This window comes from Rothia sp. HMSC065C12, from assembly GCF_001812085.1.
Taxonomy (GTDB): domain Bacteria; phylum Actinomycetota; class Actinomycetes; order Actinomycetales; family Micrococcaceae; genus Rothia; species Rothia mucilaginosa.
In genome coordinates this window covers 463,021-479,516 of sequence record NZ_KV807679.1, presented here as the reverse complement: position 1 = coordinate 479,516, position 16,496 = coordinate 463,021, and the positions used below count along the sequence as shown (strand labels likewise).

Genomic DNA, 16,496 nt, shown 5'->3' with positions numbered 1-16,496 from the left:
AATTACGAGGAACGGGGCTTTGCTGTGTATATGCCGTATATCTCGTGGATTGGTCCTGACATGCTTGTTCCCGCGCGGGGGAAGGTCTAGGGTGGGTTTAGCATCTGTGTCGGTACGTGAAAGGTTGTGGATGCGATGTCGCAGCTACCCCAAAATAATGAAGTTTTTGATGACAATCCCGAATACGCCAAGCTCCACCCGGGAAATAACAATGGGCAATCCGCCCCGGGTAACCAACCACTACCTACACGTCAGTTTTACCCGAGCTACCCGAGGAATATTGTCGGACCTGTGGGCATCCTGGAAGAAGGGCGTAAGTTGGCTCAACGGTCATTGACCTTTGGCATCATCAGCGTGGTGCTTATCCTCTTGACGTTCTTGCTGCCCTACACCCTCCTCGGATCTTTTATTCTGGGCATCCTGGGAATCTTGTCTGCACGAGACGCGGAATGTCACGGCGTACCGGCAAAGGCGGGGCATATCCTCAGCTGGATTGGTGTGATTCTGCCCATCGCCCTATCAGTCCTGGCGGCTATTGCCCTGTTAATGCTTGTTTTCACCTTGAAAGGATAGTGTCGTAACCGGCTTAGGAAGTTTGGATAGCCGAGAGTCGAATTCATGGTCTTTCGTATGTGATATGTAAAGAGCCCTGTTCCTCAATGCGAGGAGCGGGGCTTTGCTGTGTGTATGCCGTATGTTTTGTGGAATCGGCTCGACATGCTTGTTCTCTCGGCGGGGAAAGCATAGGGGGGGCTTAACACCCGGTATTGAAAGGTTATGATGCAACGATGCAGGATCCAATCCTAGGCCCGTATTCCGACCCAGCAGCTGGTCTGCGCTCGAAACCTCATCGCCACAAACAGGGTGCTGATATTGAAGAGCCCCCTATGATGCAGGGCGGTGGGAAAACAGCGACTAATCTAGGGGAGCGAGCCTCCCAACTTTCACTCACTTTTGGTGTGCTCAGCCTCATCAACATCTTGGTGTTGGGTTCGTGGTTTTTCGGTATCCCCACTGTCATCTTGAGTGTCCTTGGTCTACAGAAAGCTAAGGAAGCGGATAGTTACGGCGTAGTTTCTCTTGCGGGTCGAATCCTGAGCTGGATAGCTATCGCTGTGCTTGTCCTTGGGTACGTACTGATTGTGTGGGCGTGGTTCAATGCCGAATAGGTTTTTGCGAAGCACCAGGCTGAGGTATTCAACTAACGCGTGTAGATTCTGAAAGGTTGTGGATGCGATGTCGCAGCTACCTCAAAACAATGAAGCCTTCGATTACAACCCCGAATACGCCAAGCTCTACCAGGAAGATAACAACGAGCTGCCTAGCCCGGATACATCTGACGAGCAGCTACTGCCCGCAAATGAGTCTCTGGATGAGTTCTCAGATCAAGCGGCGGGTAAAAGAGCAGCGAACCTCTCCCTACTTTTTGGCTTCCTCAGCCCGCTGTCTTTCTTTCTAGGGTTCTGGTGTCTTGTCCAAGGTCTTGAAGAAAGTGCTCTGCAGGTAGCTATCCTTGCCCCAATCCTGAACATCCTGGGTATCTGGCAGGGGTTCGCGGCGAGGCGGCGCGGTACGCGTGCCAGCGGTGGCCTGATTCTCAACGGGCTGGGGCTATGCATTTTCATCGGTATCGCCGCCCTCATCATGCTGATTGTAAACGCCTTGTCAGGCATCAACTAACGACGCCGGCTCGATAGTGAGCCCAGATGCTCTCTCGAGTCGCTAGACACTTAACACCCGGTATTGAAAGGTTGTGGATGCGATGTCGCAGCTACCCCAAAACAACGAAGATTTTGATAACAACCCCGAGTACGCCAAGCTCTACCAGGCGAACAACAGCGTGCAACCCAGTGCTGACGATACGGACGACTGGGAGCAACATGCGAGCGAGCAACCTCCTGACGTGCAAGGGGCACAAGACGGTAAAAGGGTAGCGACCTTCTCCCTGCTTTTCGGCGCTCTCGGCCCGCTGACGTTCTTTCTAGGGTGCTGGTTGATTTTCCATGATCTTGGAGAAAGCGGTCTGCGGGTAGTGTTCGTTGCGCCGGTGCTGAATGTCCTGGGTATCTGGCTGGGGTTCGCGGCAAGGCGGCGTGGTACGCGTGCCATCGGTGGTCTGATTCTTAACGGGCTGGAGCTATGCATCTTCATCGGTATCGTAGTCCTCGTCACGTCGCTTCTAAACGCCTTGTCAGGCATACACTAACGACGCCCCCGGTAACTCGAAACGGCATATGTGAAGAGCCCCGTTCCTCAATACGAGGAACGGGGCTCTTTGCGCTCCACACGTGGAGCAGAAGCTAAAACGCGGATGGTAAGGGATTTGAACCCTTGAGACGGGGTTACCGCCTACTGGTTTTCAAGACCAGCTCCTTCGGCCGCTCGGACAACCATCCATACGCACCAGAGACCGGCATTTTATGGCAATACCGTGCCGCAGGGCACTACGAGATTATCTCATGCGATAAGCTTTCTGTAAATCGCGCACCAACGATGGTGCTTCCGGCAATGAGGAGGACTCATGAGAGCAATTATTGAGAACAGTCACGGTGGACCTGAGGCTCTGACAATCAGCGAAGTCCCCGCCCCCGTACCCCGATCCCACGAAGTTCTCATCCGTGTTCACGCCGCCGGAATCAACCGCGCCGACGCCCTGCAGCGCCGCGGATTCTACCCGCCGCCCGCCGGCGCGAGCGCCATCTACGGCCTCGAAGTAGCCGGCATTATCGAAGCGGTCGGCGAAGGCGCCTCCGTAGAGAACCGCGGCACCCCCGTCATGGCGCTCCTGCCTGGAGGCGGCTACGCCGACTACGTGACCGTACCGGTCGACCACGTGCTACCCGTACCCGAACAGCTGAGCTTCGCCGAAGCCGCCGGTATTCCCGAAGTCGCGGCAACCGTCTACTCGAACCTGGTGCTCACCTGCGGCATGAGCATGAACCCCGCCGAAAACCTCAAGGAAGACGGCGAACCCGCGGTGGTGCTCATTCACGGTGGTACCGGCGGTATCGGTGTGCACGCCATCCAGCTGGCGCTCGCCGTAGGTACACGCGTGTTTGCAACCGTGGGCACCGAGGAAAAAGCAGAATATGTGTGCTCACTAGGTGCGGAACCCATTATTTATACCGAACATTCGTTCCGTGAAGTTCTGCTGGCTGAAACTGGCGGACGCGGCGCCGACTACATCCTCGACGTTGTGGGCGGAAAGTACCTGGACGACAATCTGCACACCCTCGCCGATGGCGGGCACCTGTGCATTATCGGTCTGATGGGCGGCGCTAAAGCAGAAGTGAACCTGGGGTATATGCTCTCCCGCCGCCTGTCGGTGCACGCCACGAGCCTGCGCACCCGTTCGGATCAGCAGAAGGCTGAGATTTTGCGCGGTGTACGTGAACACGTGCTGCCGCTGATTGAATCCGGCAGGATTGGCGTGGGTCTGGACCGTATCTTCGACATGGAGGAGGCGGCTGCCGCCCACGAATACTTCGACTCGGGTCAGCATCGCGGCAAGATTGTGCTGCGCATGGTCTAGAAATCGTTGCGCCCCGCGGTGCCTTTTTAGGCTGGCGCCGCGGGGAGCGTCGCGTGAGGGGCGTGAAGAAAATCTGGGTTTGAAATAATCAGCTGACTGCTGACAGCTCGTCACTAAAAGAGATTTAGGGTAACCTAAGTATAGGGAGGTTTGCGGGTCGCCGCAGAGCCCATCACCGGCAGCCTCCACCGACCAATAAACACGGCACACACACCACGCAGAGGAGGACATATGGGACTTAAAAGCTACCTGCAATCGCGCCGCGACGACGCCGAACTCGGCAAAGGCATCTGGCGCCGATCCCACGACCGGTTTATTCGCGGCATTGACCGCTTCCACCAGGTCCTCGAACGCCTAGCGGCAACCGATTCGTCCACCTCCATGATTGAGCTCATCGTGCCGGACGCAAACGCGCTCGCCGACCTGATTCCGCGCGTGCGTGCAGTCGCTATGGAAGCGCACCGCCTCGCCCCCAGCGACGGCGATATTCCCGCCTCCCCGTTCGGCACCTACTCCGACCTGAACCGCGCCCTCTCCAAGGCAGGTAACGCCGTGGCACTCTGCGCCGAAGCGCTCGCCATGGCACGCTGCTTCGGCAATTGTGCTACCGGATGCGACCGCCAGGTGAGCGTGCACCGTCGCGTGGAAACCGTCATCCAGCACATTGAAGACGCCGAACGTCTGATTCAGCGCGCCCAGAAGGAAGCCGCCGGCGAGCTGACCTTCGACGACGGTATTCCGGTGGGTCGCACCCAACTGGTGGAAGCCTAATCGTAAACTTCTGAACTGCCCGCAGTATCCGCACCGGATGCTGCGGGCAGGTTCGTTGACAATGCAACCCAACCCGCACCCTGACCCGCGTCCGCCACGTGAGCAGGGCAAAGTCGAACGGTGACTAACAGGTGAGCTAGTTTGATGTGCACCTCAACAGGCGATAGGCTTAAAGAAGAGGTGTAGGACACTTCTTATGCGGTTCCGTCACAATGGAGGTGACGACACAATGCGATGGTACGCGCGGAAGAACCGCAGGCTTTTTCCTGCCCCTCTACGGCACAACCCACTGCATATACAATTCACGGAAGAAGTCACACACCATGTTTGAATTCCACCGCAATGAGCGTGCGCGTCAGCTGCGCCCCAGCCTCTCACGCTCCTGGCTCCTCGTGCGCGCCAACTCCTCCGAAGAAGTTTTTGAAGAGGCCTTCGAATCCGAGGCTGACTCCATCATCATCGACCTCGAAGACGGCTGCCCCCCCGAAGAGAAGGACGCCGCCCGCGAACAGGTCGTCCGTATGCTCAACTCCGGCGTCGTCGCATGGGTACGAATCAACGCCATCACCACCGAACACTGGTGGAAGGACGTCAAGGCCCTCAAGAACGTGAAGGGCCTGCGAGGCGTCATGCTCGCCACCGCAGAGCACGCCACCGACATTGACCGCACCGCAGCCGAGCTGCCCCCCGGAACCCCCATCATCGCGCTGATCGAGTCCGCACTCGGCGTGCACCACTCCATCGAAATTGCGCGCGCCATCGGCACTTTCCGCCTCGCATTCGGCGCAGGCGACTACCGCCGCGACACCGGCTCCTCCGCAACCCCCATGGCGCTCGCCTACGTGCGTTCGCAGCTGGTCATCGCCTCCACCCTGGGTGGTCTGCCCGGCCCCATCGACGGCCCGACCCTCGGCGCATACGGTGCCGACCTCTCCAAGGCATGCGGCTACGCGAACGACCACGGCATGACCGGTAAGATTACCCTCGACATCCGCCAGACCGAGACCATCAACGCCGCATTCTCCCCGAGCGAGATTGAAATCGAAGAAGCACACCAGATGCTCGACGTGCCCCTCGACGGCCCCCGCGACGGCTCCTACCTGCCGCGTTACCTGCGTGCAAAGAAGGTCAAGGAACTTGCCAAGGTTTACGGCCTGTGGGGCAAGACCGACAGCGACTTCCAGCGCGCATCCAAGTAAGGTGCTCGCCTAAAGTACACGCGTAAAAAGCCGCGCATCCAACCCCTGAACGGGGAACAGGATGTGCGGCTTTTGTCTGCCTGAAACCTCTGGCGCGCTACAACTTAGCTACTAGTTGCGGGGCGACTTGCCGCCCGTCAGCGCATGAGCGCACACGTATGAAGTCACCAAAGAAATCACAATCGGCACCAGGAACGAGGTGTCATCCTCATACACGGAACGGTAGAAGAACCACACCGCCAGGGAAACCACCAGCGCCAGCACGTACACCAGAGCAAAACGCATCGTGGGGCTCATCGGGCGTGCAGGGTCCGCAGAGGCGCGACCACCCTGCGAACGGTTCTGCAGACGCTGAGTATTTGAGGAATGAGAAGACACGAGAATCTCCTAAAAATCGATGGTGACATCCTGCGAGATACGTGACATCTCTCAGATGCTAAAAACCGCCGCAACACACCGGAAACCGGCACGCGTTACGGCGGATGTGGAGCCCCCAGTGGGATTCGAACCCACGACCTTTTCTTTACGAGGGAAATGCTCTACCCCTGAGCTATAGAGGCACATATGCGTTCGTTCCCAACCGCCCGAAAGCAGCCGACGAACAGTGCATACCCCGCAATAGTACCAAAAAGGCGGGGGAGAGGCTAATTACTTTCAGCACCGTGACCGCTACCGAGAGCAGACGGCAGAGAGCCTATGGTGTGCACTGCATTCACCCCGTAAACCCGCCCGAAGATAGGGAATGTTCAGGGCAGAGGCATACAATAAACCCTATACCCACGGCGGCTAATCGCGCCTCACCGCGCCCAACAACCACTGACACATCAACCACAGACAGCCGCCCCCCATAGAGAGGAACCACCATGACTTCACCCCTCAACCGCCGCACCCTGCTGCTGGGCGTAGTGCCCGCCGCAGCCCTGGGATTGAGCGCATGCGGTTCCAGCTCCTCCCAGCCCTCCGCATCGGCATCTGCGAGCGGTTCGGCAAGCACCGCCGCAACCTCGGCAAGCGCATCCGCGAGCGCCACTGCGAGCGCTTCGGCATCCGCGGATTCCTCGGCTTCTATGAGCGGCTCGGCAACCGCCGATGACGGCTATGTCGGCTACCGCCTCAACCGCGAAGTACCCGGTGCAGGCACCGCAACCCTGTACACCGACTACCAGTGCCCCTACTGCGCCAAGGCAGAACCCAAGTTCGAAGAAGCCGCCAAGAAGCTTGACGGCATCATGAACGTGACCGTGCGCCACATGCCGCTGAACATGCACGCCAATGCCGTACCCGCCGCTCTCGCCGTAGAAGCCGCAACAGCTCAGGGTAAGCACCTCGAAATGGCGAACAAGCTCTTCAACACCCAGAACGACTGGAAGAACATCAAAGAGCGCGACAAGCTGCGCACCCTCTTCAACGACTACGCCAAGGAACTGGGCCTGAACGTCGAAGAATTCGACAAGGTCCTACTCGCCTCCGACACCGTCAAGCCCATTCAGCGCGACTACGAGCACGCCGTGAAGATTGGTGTGAAGGGCACCCCCACCTTCGCCGTGAACGACAAGGTCGTTGAGGGTCTGGATTCTTCCTCCTCGGTGGACGACCTGGTCAGCACCTTCAAGCGTGAAGCTGGCGTGAAGTAGTGGCACACATTCAGCTCTCCGGCGGGCAGCGCGCCGAAATTCACCCCGACGGGTTCAGCGATCACGGCCACGTCCTCGAAATCGGTGGCGCCGAGCAGTCCCACGTGGATATTGCGGACCCCGGCTACGTGTTCTACGAGTACCTGCGCCGCATCGCAAACGCGGTGGATGCGCTTGCACCCGCCGGCGAACCCATCACCGCAGCACACCTGGGCGCCGGTGCGCTCACCCTCGTGCGCTATATTCAGGCGACCCGCCCCGGCTCCCGCCAGGTTGCCGTGGATATTGAACCCGAGCTCGTGGGCTTCGTAACGGACCGCCTGCCGCTACCCGCCGGAACCAACTGCCAGCTGGTGGTGGGGGATGCCCGCGAGCAGCTGGCGAACCTGCCCGAGCTGCTGGGCGTGCCCGGCTTCGACGCGATCATTCTCGACATCTTCACCGGCATGGATGCCCCCGCCCACCTGGCGAACCGCGACTTCTACCGCGAACTCAAGGACGCCCTGAGTGAGCGCGGCATGGTCGCCATAAACGTGGGTGACGACGCGGGTCTGCCCTTCTTCCAGCTGCAGGCAACCGCCATGCTGGAAGTCTTCGATCACGTGTGGTGCCTGTGCGAAAGTTCCATGATTAGCGGGCAGAACGAGGGCAACCTCGTGCTGGTTGGTACCGCCCGTGAGCTGGACGAGGACACCCAGGACTGGCTGTACGCCCTGGGCCCGCATCCGGCGGAGGTGCTCACCACCGATGAGCTGCGCGACCTGCTGGACGAGCTGGCTGAGAGCTAAACCTGACATACAAAACCGTTGAGGCGGGTACCTAGCCGGTACCCGCCTCAACGGTTTTCTCTATGAGTTTTCTATAGGGGCTTTCTATACGCCGCGCGCTGTACGCCGGCAGAATTTGGATTTTTACTCGGGACTTTGGCTTTACTCGGGTAGCGGCATGGGAACGGGGTCCTTGCCGTCATCCTTCGGCTGGGGAGAACCACCCTTCGTGGTGGTCAGCGTAATACCCACACTCGCAGTCATCAGCAGGAAAATCGCCACCCAACGAATCGGGCCGGTCTCCTGATTCAGCAGCGCCCAACCGGCAATCGCCGCAATAGCGGGCTCCATACTCATCAGCACACTAAATACGCGCTCCGGCAGGTTACGCAGAGCCATCAGCTCCGCGCTATAGGGAATCACCGAAGCGAACATGGCGGTACCAAAAATCATGAGGAGCAGCATCGGATCCTGCGCCGCATTCCAAATCGGCTGAGGCGCCGGAACAACCGCCGCCACCGGGGCAATAAACGCAGCACCAACAAGCATCGCCACCGCCAGGCCGCTCGCACCCGGAACCAGAGCACCCACCTTCGCACTAGAGCGAATATACAGAGCCCAGAACACGCCAGCAATCAACGCGAACGTCAGACCCAGGTAATCGGTATCCTTACCAACCGCCGCCTCATAGCCGAGCACCAGCATGCCCGCCAGGGCGCAGAGCACCCACACCGCGTCGCGGAGCCTGCGCGTCAGCATGGACGCCAACGCCAGCGGGCCCAAGAACTCCACCGCAACCGCCAAACCAATCGGGATGCGGTCAATCGCGCAATAGAAGAAGCCGTTCATCAGACCGAAAGTCATACCGAAAATGATGACGGCACGCCACTGCTCCTTCGACCAAGACAACGCACCCGGCGGCATTTCGCCGCCGCGGCGGGTACGCCAACGCGCCGCCAACCACACGGTGCTACCCACCACAATGGAAGCAATTGCCAGGCGGCTGACACTAATAGCTAGCGCACCAAACAGCGGGAAGAGCGTCACCGCGAACGCAGCGCCGAACTGCAGCGACGAGCAGGATATCAGCACAAACATAATGCCCAGTGCGGGACGTTGAGATGAAGTATGCGGCATGATTCTCCTTCCTGTGCATCACAGGGAGGTGGTGCGTCTCTCAAGGTGTACAGGTGACGTATCGATTCGGGCGGAGGGGGCAAGAACCTGACCAGCGCAGTTAAGAGCAGTTAAAGAGTGCGCCCCCGGGCAACACGAGATACTATCCTACTCGTCACCCGGGGGTGCTAGAAACCGTTGACACGGCTACAGTTCAGCAGATTAGAGGCCCTTCGCCTCACGGTCAGCCTTAATCTGCGCAGCCGACGGAAGCGTAATGGAACTTGTTGCCATCTGCGCAATATCCACCGCGTGGGCATCCACCGCGCCGGGCAGGTAGCGATCGGGATCCTCCATAGTGCCGTCTTCCTGAGCCTTCTTCTGCGCGCGAGCGTGAGAAATTGAAATACCGATACTCGCAGCCACCAGCAGAGCAATAGCAACCCAGCGGACCAGGCCGGTAGCCTCACCAAGCATCACAATACCCACAGCCGCCGCAATCGCAGGCTCCAGGGACAGCACCACGCTATAAATATGCGCGGGCAGCAGACGCAGCGAAGAAACCTCACCGAGCGCCGGCAGGGCAGAAGCCAGCAGACCCATCAGGCAGCCAATAGCCAGCAGGTTCACATCCTGAGTGACCTTCAACAGGTTATTGCCACTCAGAATAAACGGGAACGGCAGAACCAACAGGGTCGAAACAGCGTTACCCATGACCATGCCACCCATACCCGGGATGAGCGCGCCCACCTTCTCCGTCGCCAGAATGTAGGCGGCACGAGAAATAGCGGTCAGCACCGCAAAGAACACACCCACCAGGGCGAAATCCTCCGGCTTCGCCTGCGACTCAGCCGTCAGAATCGCCATGCCCGTAAAGGACAGAGCAATCCACACCAAATCCAGCTTGCGGCGCGACATGACCGTCGCCAACACCAGCGGACCCATGAACTCAATAGCCACCGCAATCGCCAGCGGAACCTGCTCAATCGCCACATAGAAGAACGCATTCGCGCCGGTCAGGGCAATACCCATGACAATAACTGTCAGCCACTGCGCGCGAGTCCACGAACGAATCTGCGGGCGGAAAAACGCCCACATCAAAATGGTGGAGGTCAGCAGGCGCAGAGTCACCACGCCCCAAGGGCCCAAATCACCCATCAGCTGCTTAGCAAGAGCCGCACCGAACTGCGCCGAAATAATCGCGCCGGTCGCGTACGCAACACCCAACCCTTGAGTCATGACGGGGGAACGCGCAGCATTGGGCCTATGGGTGGAAGAAGTCATAGCAATCCTTATTAGTCCAGAAGAGGTATTAGCCGCTATCTGTCATCAGGCGCGACCCCGAATCGTCGTGAAACAGGTCACGCACTATGCAAACAATGAATAGTGTGTAATCTACGACAATTTTACGCGCTTTAAAATCCGGCGCAAATAAAGACCAAAACACCTTAACAAGCAGACAAAAAACCACACGCCCTCGGTGAAATTTCACCCCCGCACCCCACCACAACCCCCTATATCCAGGAAATATTCACCCAGCCGTGATTTACTGAGAGCATGCTTGACCCGAAGAAGTCTCTATTCGATGAAGACGGCAACCCCCGTCCCGCGCTAACCACCACCCTCGACAACGTACTGCGCATGCAACGACCGCTCGCGCTGTCCATCGTCAAAAAACTCCGTGAAGCGCACCCCGACGAAACCCCCGAACAAATCCACAAGCGCCTCGACCGCACCTACCTGCGCGATATCACCGCTATCGGCGGCGTCACCGGCGCATCCGCATTCGTGCCCGGCGTCGGCACCGTCACCTCCATGAGCCTGTCCGCGCTCGCAGTCGGCGGCTACCTCGAACGCACCGCCCTCTACGCCCAGGCAGTCGCAGAACTGCACGGCGTGCACGTGCACGACGCCGAAACCGCCCGCTCCATGGTCATGGCAATCATGCTCGGTGAAGAAGGCTCCCAGCTCATGAACACCGTGCTACTGCAGACCGGCAAGGCAGGCGGCATCTCCAACAAGTGGGGCATGCTGCTCGGCAACTCCTCCAGCGGCAAGATGTTCAGCGTTGAACGCACCATCCGCAACCTGTTCATCCGCCGATTCCTCACCCGCCAGACCGGCGCACTGCTCGGCCGCGCCCTGCCCTTCGGCGTTGGCGCAGTCGTTGGCGGCGGCGCAAACCTGACCCTCGGCAAGGACGTCGTGCGCAACACCCGCCGTGCCTTTGGCGACGCACCCGCGTACTTCCCCGCAGAGCTCATGATCACCCCGCGCGCACCCCGCGTACAGGGCGGCGAAGGTTCGGAAAGCCCCTCCGGTGTGGCTGGTGCCCTCCTCAAGGGCGTCAAGGATGCAGGTAAGGCGGCAGGCAAGGTCTTCACCCGCGGCAAGGGCCACGACACCGAAACCGGCCACCGCCGCATGCTCGGCCGCTAAAATCCTCGCCAGCTAACAGAACATAGCAAAGACCCAACACACTAAAGACCCCGGCTCCCTAAACACAGGGAACCGGGGTCTTTAGTTTTTAATCCTTTGCTACGGACTAAGCGTTCTTCGCGTGATCCAGCAGCTGAGCCGCAATACCGTTATAGGTGTGCGGAGTCAGAGCCGATAGACGCGCCTCAGCCTCGGGGGAAAGGCCCAGAGTAGCCACAAACTCCTTCAGACGAGCTGCATCCACGCGGTGACCGCGAGTCAGCTCCTTCAGACGCTCATACGGGTTCTCCATGCCGGGAACACCCGCGATAGCCTCAGCGCGCATCACCATCTGGATCGCCTCAGCCAGGACCTCCCAGTTGGAATCCAGATCAGCGGAAATCACGTCGGTTGCGATATCCAGACGCTGCAAGCCCTTCACCACATTGGAGATAGCCAGCACCGAGTGACCGAACGCCACACCGATATTGCGCTGCGCCGACGAGTCAGTCAGGTCACGCTGCCAACGAGAAGTCACCAGGGTCGAACCCAGCGAATCCAGCAGAGCGTTGGACAGCTCCAGGTTAGCCTCCGCATTCTCAAAGCGAATCGGGTTCACCTTGTGCGGCATAGTCGACGAACCGGTCGCACCAGCCACCGGAATCTGACGGAAGAAACCAATCGAAATGTAGCTCCACACATCGGTGCAGAGGTTGTGCAGCACACGGTTGAAGTGCGCGATATCCGAGTACAGCTCAGCCTGCCAGTCGTGCGACTCAATCTGAGTGGTCAGCGGGTTCCAAGTCAGACCCAGGTGCTCCACAAAACCACGAGAAATCTTCTGCCAATCAGTGCTCGGCACCGAGGCGTAGTGCGCGGCGTAAGTACCGGTCGCACCGTTAATCTTGCCGAGGAACTCGGTCGCCTTCACGTGCTTGACCTGGCGCTTCAGGCGGTAGGCGAGCACGCCCATCTCCTTGCCCAGGGTGGAGGGGGTCGCCGGCTGACCGTGAGTGCGGCACAGCATCGGCACGTCGCGGCCGTCCTCAGCCAGCTTCAGCAGAACATCAATCAGCTCCTCCGCGGCGGGGATCCACACGTTCTCAACGGCATCCTTGATACCCAGCGCGTAGGAGAGGTTGTTAATGTCCTCAGAAGTGCAGCCGAAGTGAACCAGCGGCACCAGGTGACCCAGGCCCAGGCCCTCCAGGCGGCGGCCAATGTAGTACTCGACCGCCTTCACATCGTGAACGGTGACAGCCTCAATCTCAGCCAGCTCCGCCACAGAATCAGCGTTGAAATCGGTCACGATGGCGCGCAGGCCCTTCTTCTGCTCCTCGCTCAGCGGGGACAGACCCGGCAGCACCTCGTGCTCGCACAGGTAAATGAACCACTCAACCTCAACGTGGATGCGGTCGCGGTTCAGAGCCGCCTCAGAAAGGTAGTTGGTCAGGGGCGCGGTCACGGATGCGTAGCGTCCGTCCAGGGGGCCCAGCGCAAGTTCGCCGGTGCCCAGGTCAATACGGCCAGAAGGCAAGAAGGTGTTATTGGTGTGAGACATAGCTCTATTTTTGCATGAATTCGCTGAAAAAAAGAGGCGGGAAGAGCATGTGGACGTGACGGGCGGCTTGGTTAGTTACAGAAATATGACAAAACGAGGGGACGCGGAGGGGGAATTTTTTGGGTTTTGAGGACGCAAAACGTGCGAATTTTTCGAAACAAGCCTGAGTTATCCACAGGTTGGCGCACTCCACCTGCACGGTCACCGCGGCAGATTTAGCCTAAAACAAACCCAAACACAGGACAGAAATAGGCGCACAAACAACCAGCCCAACCACCGAAAGGACGCTCCGTGACCACGATCGTCGACACCGCACCACCTCCCGCACCCCAGATGCCCCACATCGAACCAACCGATATCCTCCGCGCAGCAGGACACATGGGCATCGGCACCGCCCCCGGCCACGCCCTCGCCGAGCAGCTCATGGCCGCAGCCGCCCTCGCCCGCGCCAAAGGCGCAGAACTCGCCCACAGGATGCGTACCGAAGCCCAAGAAATCCGCACCGCACACCAACGCGCCAACGAACTCAACGGCGACCACTGGGCATCCGAAGCCGGACGCGCCTACCGGCGACAACTCGAAGAACACCGCGAAAAAATCCGCAACCAAGCCGAACAAGCCGAAAGCGCCGCCGCCATGATCGCCGCCGCAGGTGAAGAACTCGCCAACGACCTCACCTCCAAGGCGCAGGCAATCAAAGGCGCCGCCTCCGCCGTAGATAACCTACTCGGCAAACTCGCCAACGGAGCCGCGGACGCCCTCGAAAAACTCAACCCCGGCGAAATTATCGCCCGCTCAGGCGTGCAAAAAGCCCAGTCAGCGCTCGATTCACTCATGCACGTAAACCTGCCCGACGGGCTGAGCTCGCTCATCCGAACCCACTAACCTCAGGAGAAACCATGCTTACCGGACCCACCGTTGCACCCATCGGTGACCTCTCCGGGCCCGTAGACCCCACTGGGCCTGGTGTGCTTACTGGGGGTACCATCAGCGTTACCCTCGAAGAAATGCCCGCCATCGCCGACGGGCTCGACACCGTCAGCCGCACCTGCGCCGACCGAACCATGCCGATTCTCGGCATCGCCGCCGAAACCCGGCTCTTCCTCGGCATCAACGGACGCGCCCAGCAGGCTGCTGGCCTCTGCGCCGGCCTCGCTACAGACCTCGGCGGAAGCGCGCTAAAGTTCGGTGCCACCGCAGCAGCCGTCCGCGCCGCCCACAGCTCCTACCTGCAGACCGAAAATATTGTCGCAGGCTGGTTTGAGTTCACAGGTAAGACGCACGGTGGAAAGCTACCCGACGGGCGCAGTAGCCAGGACTACATCCGCGGACTTATCGCAAGAGGATACGGAAATATCACCTATTTCGTTAAGCTCACCATTCCCGAGCTTGGGTATTTCGCGGCCTCTCGGACATTGCCTTTTTCGCCTCTAACCGCTCTCGCCCTCTTCGGCGTAGCCGCCTACTTCGACGCCAAATGGAACCCCGAGATTGCGCGTCCGCGTATTGCTAGCAGATTCTCCGCTATGACGGGACTGTCCCAGGAATTCATTGAGAAAGTACTGGAAAAGAATGGAGTTGGCATTGTAGGTCCCCTCCATGGCCCGGAGGCCGATAAGAGGGCGTATAGCGTGTCTACCACCTCAGCTGAAAAATACGGTGTTGCTGCACATCGTGGCGAGAAAAGCCAGCTCTCTGTAGGCGTCAGTTCGGACCGTCTGCAGGTGGCTGCCAAGGCACAGGACCAGGAGTTCGAACGTTCCCAGCAAGATGCGAGTAGGGGCGAGCGCGGTGCAGTGCTTGTTACCGTCATGTACGAAGCAGGACATGAAGGCGACCCAGCCCATGCACTGTATGTGGTGAGTATTCCGGGTACTAATTTTGCCTCATGGGGCGGTTCTCCCATTGATCCGGCAGGCGCTATGCGTGAAACGTTAGGTGAAGATACTCTGAAGAATCCCGCCTACCAGATGGTTTTGCAGGCCCTGCGTGATGCAGGGGCACCTCAGGGCGCACGCGTGTACATGGAGGGTTTCAGCCAGGGCGCCATGATTGCCTACAACATGGCTAATAGTCTCGAGGTTGCCAAAGAAATCAACATTATGGGTATCTATGCTCAAGGTACTCCGCTGCGGGGTTTGCCCGCCAAACGCCGTGGTTTCGCCGTGGACTACGTGGAAGGAGAAGGAGACTGGGTTCCTGACTCTGCATGGCGAGAAGATGGATGGCGTCCTGACGACCGTGATACGCCAATCACAGTCCAGAATCCTGAACATGATGGTGGAAAATATCGAGAAACCCTAGAACGCGAAGGATATAGTGGAGCGGTATTTGGTGGCATGCGTGCGGCAATGGACGGCAAAGAGTATGTGCTGGGGGAACAGAAGGTTACCTCGGGCTCTGCCATGCCAGACGGGTACAGCTCGGCTGAGCGAAAGGGCGTAACACTCGCACGTCTCGGAACTTACATAGACCAAGCCCATAAATCTGGAGTTAAGTTTGACGAGAAGGGTATAGACGAAGCGATTGAACAAGGAACGGGCGGTAAGTTTAAGGGCCTTCAAGATATTAGAGATCGGGTGGAACGGGTACAGCAAACAGCAGAATATGTAGGGGGGAAGTTCAGCGGGACACTCCCTGCCGTCATCGAGGGCGTCCAAAAGACCATCCCTCACCCCGAGCCGACTCCGCAGGAATCTCAGAACCCGCAGCCTGCATGGCCCGAAATGCCTGTGCCGCAGATGCCCAAGGTGCCCCTCCTGCAGGGATACAACCCGCAGCATCTGCCGCCCGCCATCAATATGCCGAGCGACCTGAGCCGCCCCGAGCCTGCCCCCATCAAGATGCCCGGGGACCTGAGTCGTCCGGAGCCTGGGCCCATCAAGATGCCCGATCGAATCGAGGCAGAGGGGCAGCTACCCCCTGCAGGTCTGATTCCGCCGGACATTCTGCCCAAACCTGCAGATCTGCATACGCACATCGAAAAGGCTGTTACTCAGCCATTCATCGAGCAATTGCAGCTCCCTAGTGTGGGTTCTGCTCTCAAGAATCCTCCAATCTTCCAATCCGGACAGGGCGGAGATTACGACGGCGGTGAGTCGCTCATCCCCACGCTGCCGGACCTGAAACCTGCGCCCATGCTCCCGCCCAAGAGCATTGACCCGGGATTCCTCGCACCAACTCCGCCCGAGAATATCGATCCCGGGTTCCGCGCACCAGGCCCTCCCGAGGACCTGACTCCCCTCGAGGAGCGTGAACCCCTGATGGTCTAAAAGCCCAATCTCAAGAACCAATCTTGACGGCTCGGTGGAGGGTGGAGGGGACGAGTAGAGTAGAGAAGAGAAGAGGGGCGCCGCCGGTCCAATACCCGGCGGCGCCCCTCCATCTATGCGTACAGCGCTCGCGGCTAGTCTCTGCTACCTGCACAGGTACAGCTTGCTCGCGACCTGCTCTCCAGGTGAGAAGCGTTAGCCTCCGAGCCGCCCGCAGGCACATACT

15 protein-coding genes and 2 tRNA genes are annotated in these 16,496 nt (G+C 59.2%); 11 read left to right on the top strand and 6 right to left on the bottom strand.

Annotated elements, in window-relative coordinates:
- Nucleotides 1–135 precede the first annotated feature (135 nt).
- The 3 genes from HMPREF2836_RS09255 to HMPREF2836_RS08005 all read left to right on the top strand — a co-directional run bounded on the left by HMPREF2836_RS09255 (nucleotide 136) and on the right by HMPREF2836_RS08005 (nucleotide 2,206).
- Nucleotides 136–573: a hypothetical protein gene (locus HMPREF2836_RS09255; protein WP_070674494.1), complete on the top strand. Its 438-nt coding sequence runs from the start codon at nucleotides 136–138 to the stop codon at nucleotides 571–573.
- 663 nt (nucleotides 574–1,236) lie between these two features.
- Entirely contained in the window at nucleotides 1,237–1,680 is a 444-nt protein-coding gene (locus HMPREF2836_RS08010; RefSeq protein ID WP_044141755.1) for a hypothetical protein, read from the top strand.
- An 82-nt stretch (nucleotides 1,681–1,762) separates the two neighbouring features.
- Nucleotides 1,763–2,206, top strand: a complete 444-nt coding sequence (locus HMPREF2836_RS08005) for a hypothetical protein (RefSeq protein WP_044141753.1) — start codon at nucleotides 1,763–1,765, stop codon at nucleotides 2,204–2,206.
- 102 nt (nucleotides 2,207–2,308) lie between these two features.
- Here the strand turns inward: HMPREF2836_RS08005 and HMPREF2836_RS08000 are convergent.
- Nucleotides 2,309–2,396, bottom strand: a tRNA-Ser gene (locus HMPREF2836_RS08000).
- Nucleotides 2,397–2,521: 125 nt separating this feature from the next.
- Here HMPREF2836_RS08000 and HMPREF2836_RS07995 point away from each other — a divergent pair.
- The 3 genes from HMPREF2836_RS07995 to HMPREF2836_RS07985 all read left to right on the top strand — a co-directional run bounded on the left by HMPREF2836_RS07995 (nucleotide 2,522) and on the right by HMPREF2836_RS07985 (nucleotide 5,502).
- Nucleotides 2,522–3,532 carry an NAD(P)H-quinone oxidoreductase gene (locus HMPREF2836_RS07995; protein WP_005507576.1) on the top strand — a complete coding sequence of 337 codons (1,011 nt, stop codon included), beginning with the start codon at nucleotides 2,522–2,524 and terminating at the stop codon, nucleotides 3,530–3,532.
- 231 nt (nucleotides 3,533–3,763) lie between these two features.
- Nucleotides 3,764–4,303, top strand: a complete 540-nt coding sequence (locus tag HMPREF2836_RS07990; RefSeq protein WP_049349921.1) for a hypothetical protein — start codon at nucleotides 3,764–3,766, stop codon at nucleotides 4,301–4,303.
- A 323-nt stretch (nucleotides 4,304–4,626) separates the two neighbouring features.
- Nucleotides 4,627–5,502 carry an HpcH/HpaI aldolase/citrate lyase family protein gene (locus tag HMPREF2836_RS07985; RefSeq protein ID WP_005507573.1) on the top strand — a complete coding sequence of 292 codons (876 nt, stop codon included), beginning with the start codon at nucleotides 4,627–4,629 and terminating at the stop codon, nucleotides 5,500–5,502.
- A 111-nt stretch (nucleotides 5,503–5,613) separates the two neighbouring features.
- Here HMPREF2836_RS07985 and HMPREF2836_RS07980 read toward each other — a convergent pair whose 3' ends face one another.
- Both HMPREF2836_RS07980 and HMPREF2836_RS07975 read right to left on the bottom strand, forming a co-directional pair.
- Nucleotides 5,614–5,880, bottom strand: a complete 267-nt coding sequence (locus HMPREF2836_RS07980; protein ID WP_049327025.1) for a hypothetical protein — start codon at nucleotides 5,878–5,880, stop codon at nucleotides 5,614–5,616.
- 107 nt (nucleotides 5,881–5,987) lie between these two features.
- Nucleotides 5,988–6,062 (bottom strand) — tRNA-Thr (locus HMPREF2836_RS07975).
- A 303-nt stretch (nucleotides 6,063–6,365) separates the two neighbouring features.
- Here HMPREF2836_RS07975 and HMPREF2836_RS07970 point away from each other — a divergent pair.
- Together HMPREF2836_RS07970 and HMPREF2836_RS07965 are read left to right on the top strand one after the other, a co-directional pair.
- Nucleotides 6,366–7,136, top strand: a complete 771-nt coding sequence (locus HMPREF2836_RS07970) for a DsbA family protein (RefSeq protein ID WP_070615353.1) — start codon at nucleotides 6,366–6,368, stop codon at nucleotides 7,134–7,136.
- Nucleotides 7,136–7,924, top strand: coding sequence for a spermidine synthase (locus HMPREF2836_RS07965; RefSeq protein WP_070615350.1), 789 nt, complete (start codon nucleotides 7,136–7,138; stop codon nucleotides 7,922–7,924). Before HMPREF2836_RS07970 ends, HMPREF2836_RS07965 begins: the two co-directional genes overlap by 1 nt.
- A gap of 141 nt (nucleotides 7,925–8,065) precedes the next feature.
- Here the strand turns inward: HMPREF2836_RS07965 and HMPREF2836_RS07960 are convergent, their stop codons facing one another.
- Nucleotides 8,066–9,040, bottom strand: coding sequence for an EamA family transporter (locus tag HMPREF2836_RS07960; protein WP_070630043.1), 975 nt, complete (start codon nucleotides 9,038–9,040; stop codon nucleotides 8,066–8,068).
- Between the two features lie 201 nt (nucleotides 9,041–9,241).
- The gene (locus tag HMPREF2836_RS07955; protein ID WP_070630042.1) at nucleotides 9,242–10,303 is read right to left on the bottom strand and encodes an EamA family transporter; all 1,062 of its coding nucleotides are present in this window, start codon (nucleotides 10,301–10,303) and stop codon (nucleotides 9,242–9,244) included.
- 273 nt (nucleotides 10,304–10,576) lie between these two features.
- On the opposite strand from HMPREF2836_RS07955, the gene HMPREF2836_RS07950 reads away from it, so the two are divergent.
- Complete coding sequence (locus HMPREF2836_RS07950) at nucleotides 10,577–11,458, top strand: di- and tripeptidase (RefSeq protein ID WP_070630041.1); 882 nt, start codon at nucleotides 10,577–10,579, stop codon at nucleotides 11,456–11,458.
- A gap of 106 nt (nucleotides 11,459–11,564) precedes the next feature.
- Here the strand turns inward: HMPREF2836_RS07950 and purB are convergent, their stop codons facing one another.
- Entirely contained in the window at nucleotides 11,565–12,998 is a 1,434-nt protein-coding gene (purB, locus tag HMPREF2836_RS07945) for an adenylosuccinate lyase (protein ID WP_070630040.1), read from the bottom strand.
- 291 nt (nucleotides 12,999–13,289) lie between these two features.
- On the opposite strand from purB, the gene HMPREF2836_RS07940 reads away from it, so the two are divergent.
- Together HMPREF2836_RS07940 and HMPREF2836_RS07935 are read left to right on the top strand one after the other, a co-directional pair.
- Nucleotides 13,290–13,883, top strand: a complete 594-nt coding sequence (locus HMPREF2836_RS07940; protein WP_070630039.1) for an ABC transporter substrate-binding protein — start codon at nucleotides 13,290–13,292, stop codon at nucleotides 13,881–13,883.
- Nucleotides 13,884–13,897: 14 nt separating this feature from the next.
- Entirely contained in the window at nucleotides 13,898–16,270 is a 2,373-nt protein-coding gene (locus tag HMPREF2836_RS07935; RefSeq protein WP_070630038.1) for an extensin, read from the top strand.
- Nucleotides 16,271–16,496: the final 226 nt, after the last annotated feature.

Bases quoted from the DNA above. Each gene is read 5' to 3' on its own strand.
- HMPREF2836_RS09255 (WP_070674494.1), top strand. From the start codon at position 136: ATGTCGCAGCTACCCCAAAATAATGAAGTTTTTGATGACAATCCCGAA.
- HMPREF2836_RS07935 (WP_070630038.1), top strand. From the start codon at position 13,898: ATGCTTACCGGACCCACCGTTGCACCCATCGGTGACCTCTCCGGGCCC.
- HMPREF2836_RS07960 (WP_070630043.1), bottom strand. From the start codon at position 9,040: ATGCCGCATACTTCATCTCAACGTCCCGCACTGGGCATTATGTTTGTG.
- HMPREF2836_RS08010 (WP_044141755.1), top strand. From the start codon at position 1,237: ATGTCGCAGCTACCTCAAAACAATGAAGCCTTCGATTACAACCCCGAA.
- HMPREF2836_RS07950 (WP_070630041.1), top strand. From the start codon at position 10,577: ATGCTTGACCCGAAGAAGTCTCTATTCGATGAAGACGGCAACCCCCGT.
- HMPREF2836_RS07995 (WP_005507576.1), top strand. From the start codon at position 2,522: ATGAGAGCAATTATTGAGAACAGTCACGGTGGACCTGAGGCTCTGACA.
- purB (WP_070630040.1), bottom strand. From the start codon at position 12,998: ATGTCTCACACCAATAACACCTTCTTGCCTTCTGGCCGTATTGACCTG.
- HMPREF2836_RS07990 (WP_049349921.1), top strand. From the start codon at position 3,764: ATGGGACTTAAAAGCTACCTGCAATCGCGCCGCGACGACGCCGAACTC.
- HMPREF2836_RS07985 (WP_005507573.1), top strand. From the start codon at position 4,627: ATGTTTGAATTCCACCGCAATGAGCGTGCGCGTCAGCTGCGCCCCAGC.
- HMPREF2836_RS07970 (WP_070615353.1), top strand. From the start codon at position 6,366: ATGACTTCACCCCTCAACCGCCGCACCCTGCTGCTGGGCGTAGTGCCC.
- HMPREF2836_RS08005 (WP_044141753.1), top strand. From the start codon at position 1,763: ATGTCGCAGCTACCCCAAAACAACGAAGATTTTGATAACAACCCCGAG.
- HMPREF2836_RS07955 (WP_070630042.1), bottom strand. From the start codon at position 10,303: ATGACTTCTTCCACCCATAGGCCCAATGCTGCGCGTTCCCCCGTCATG.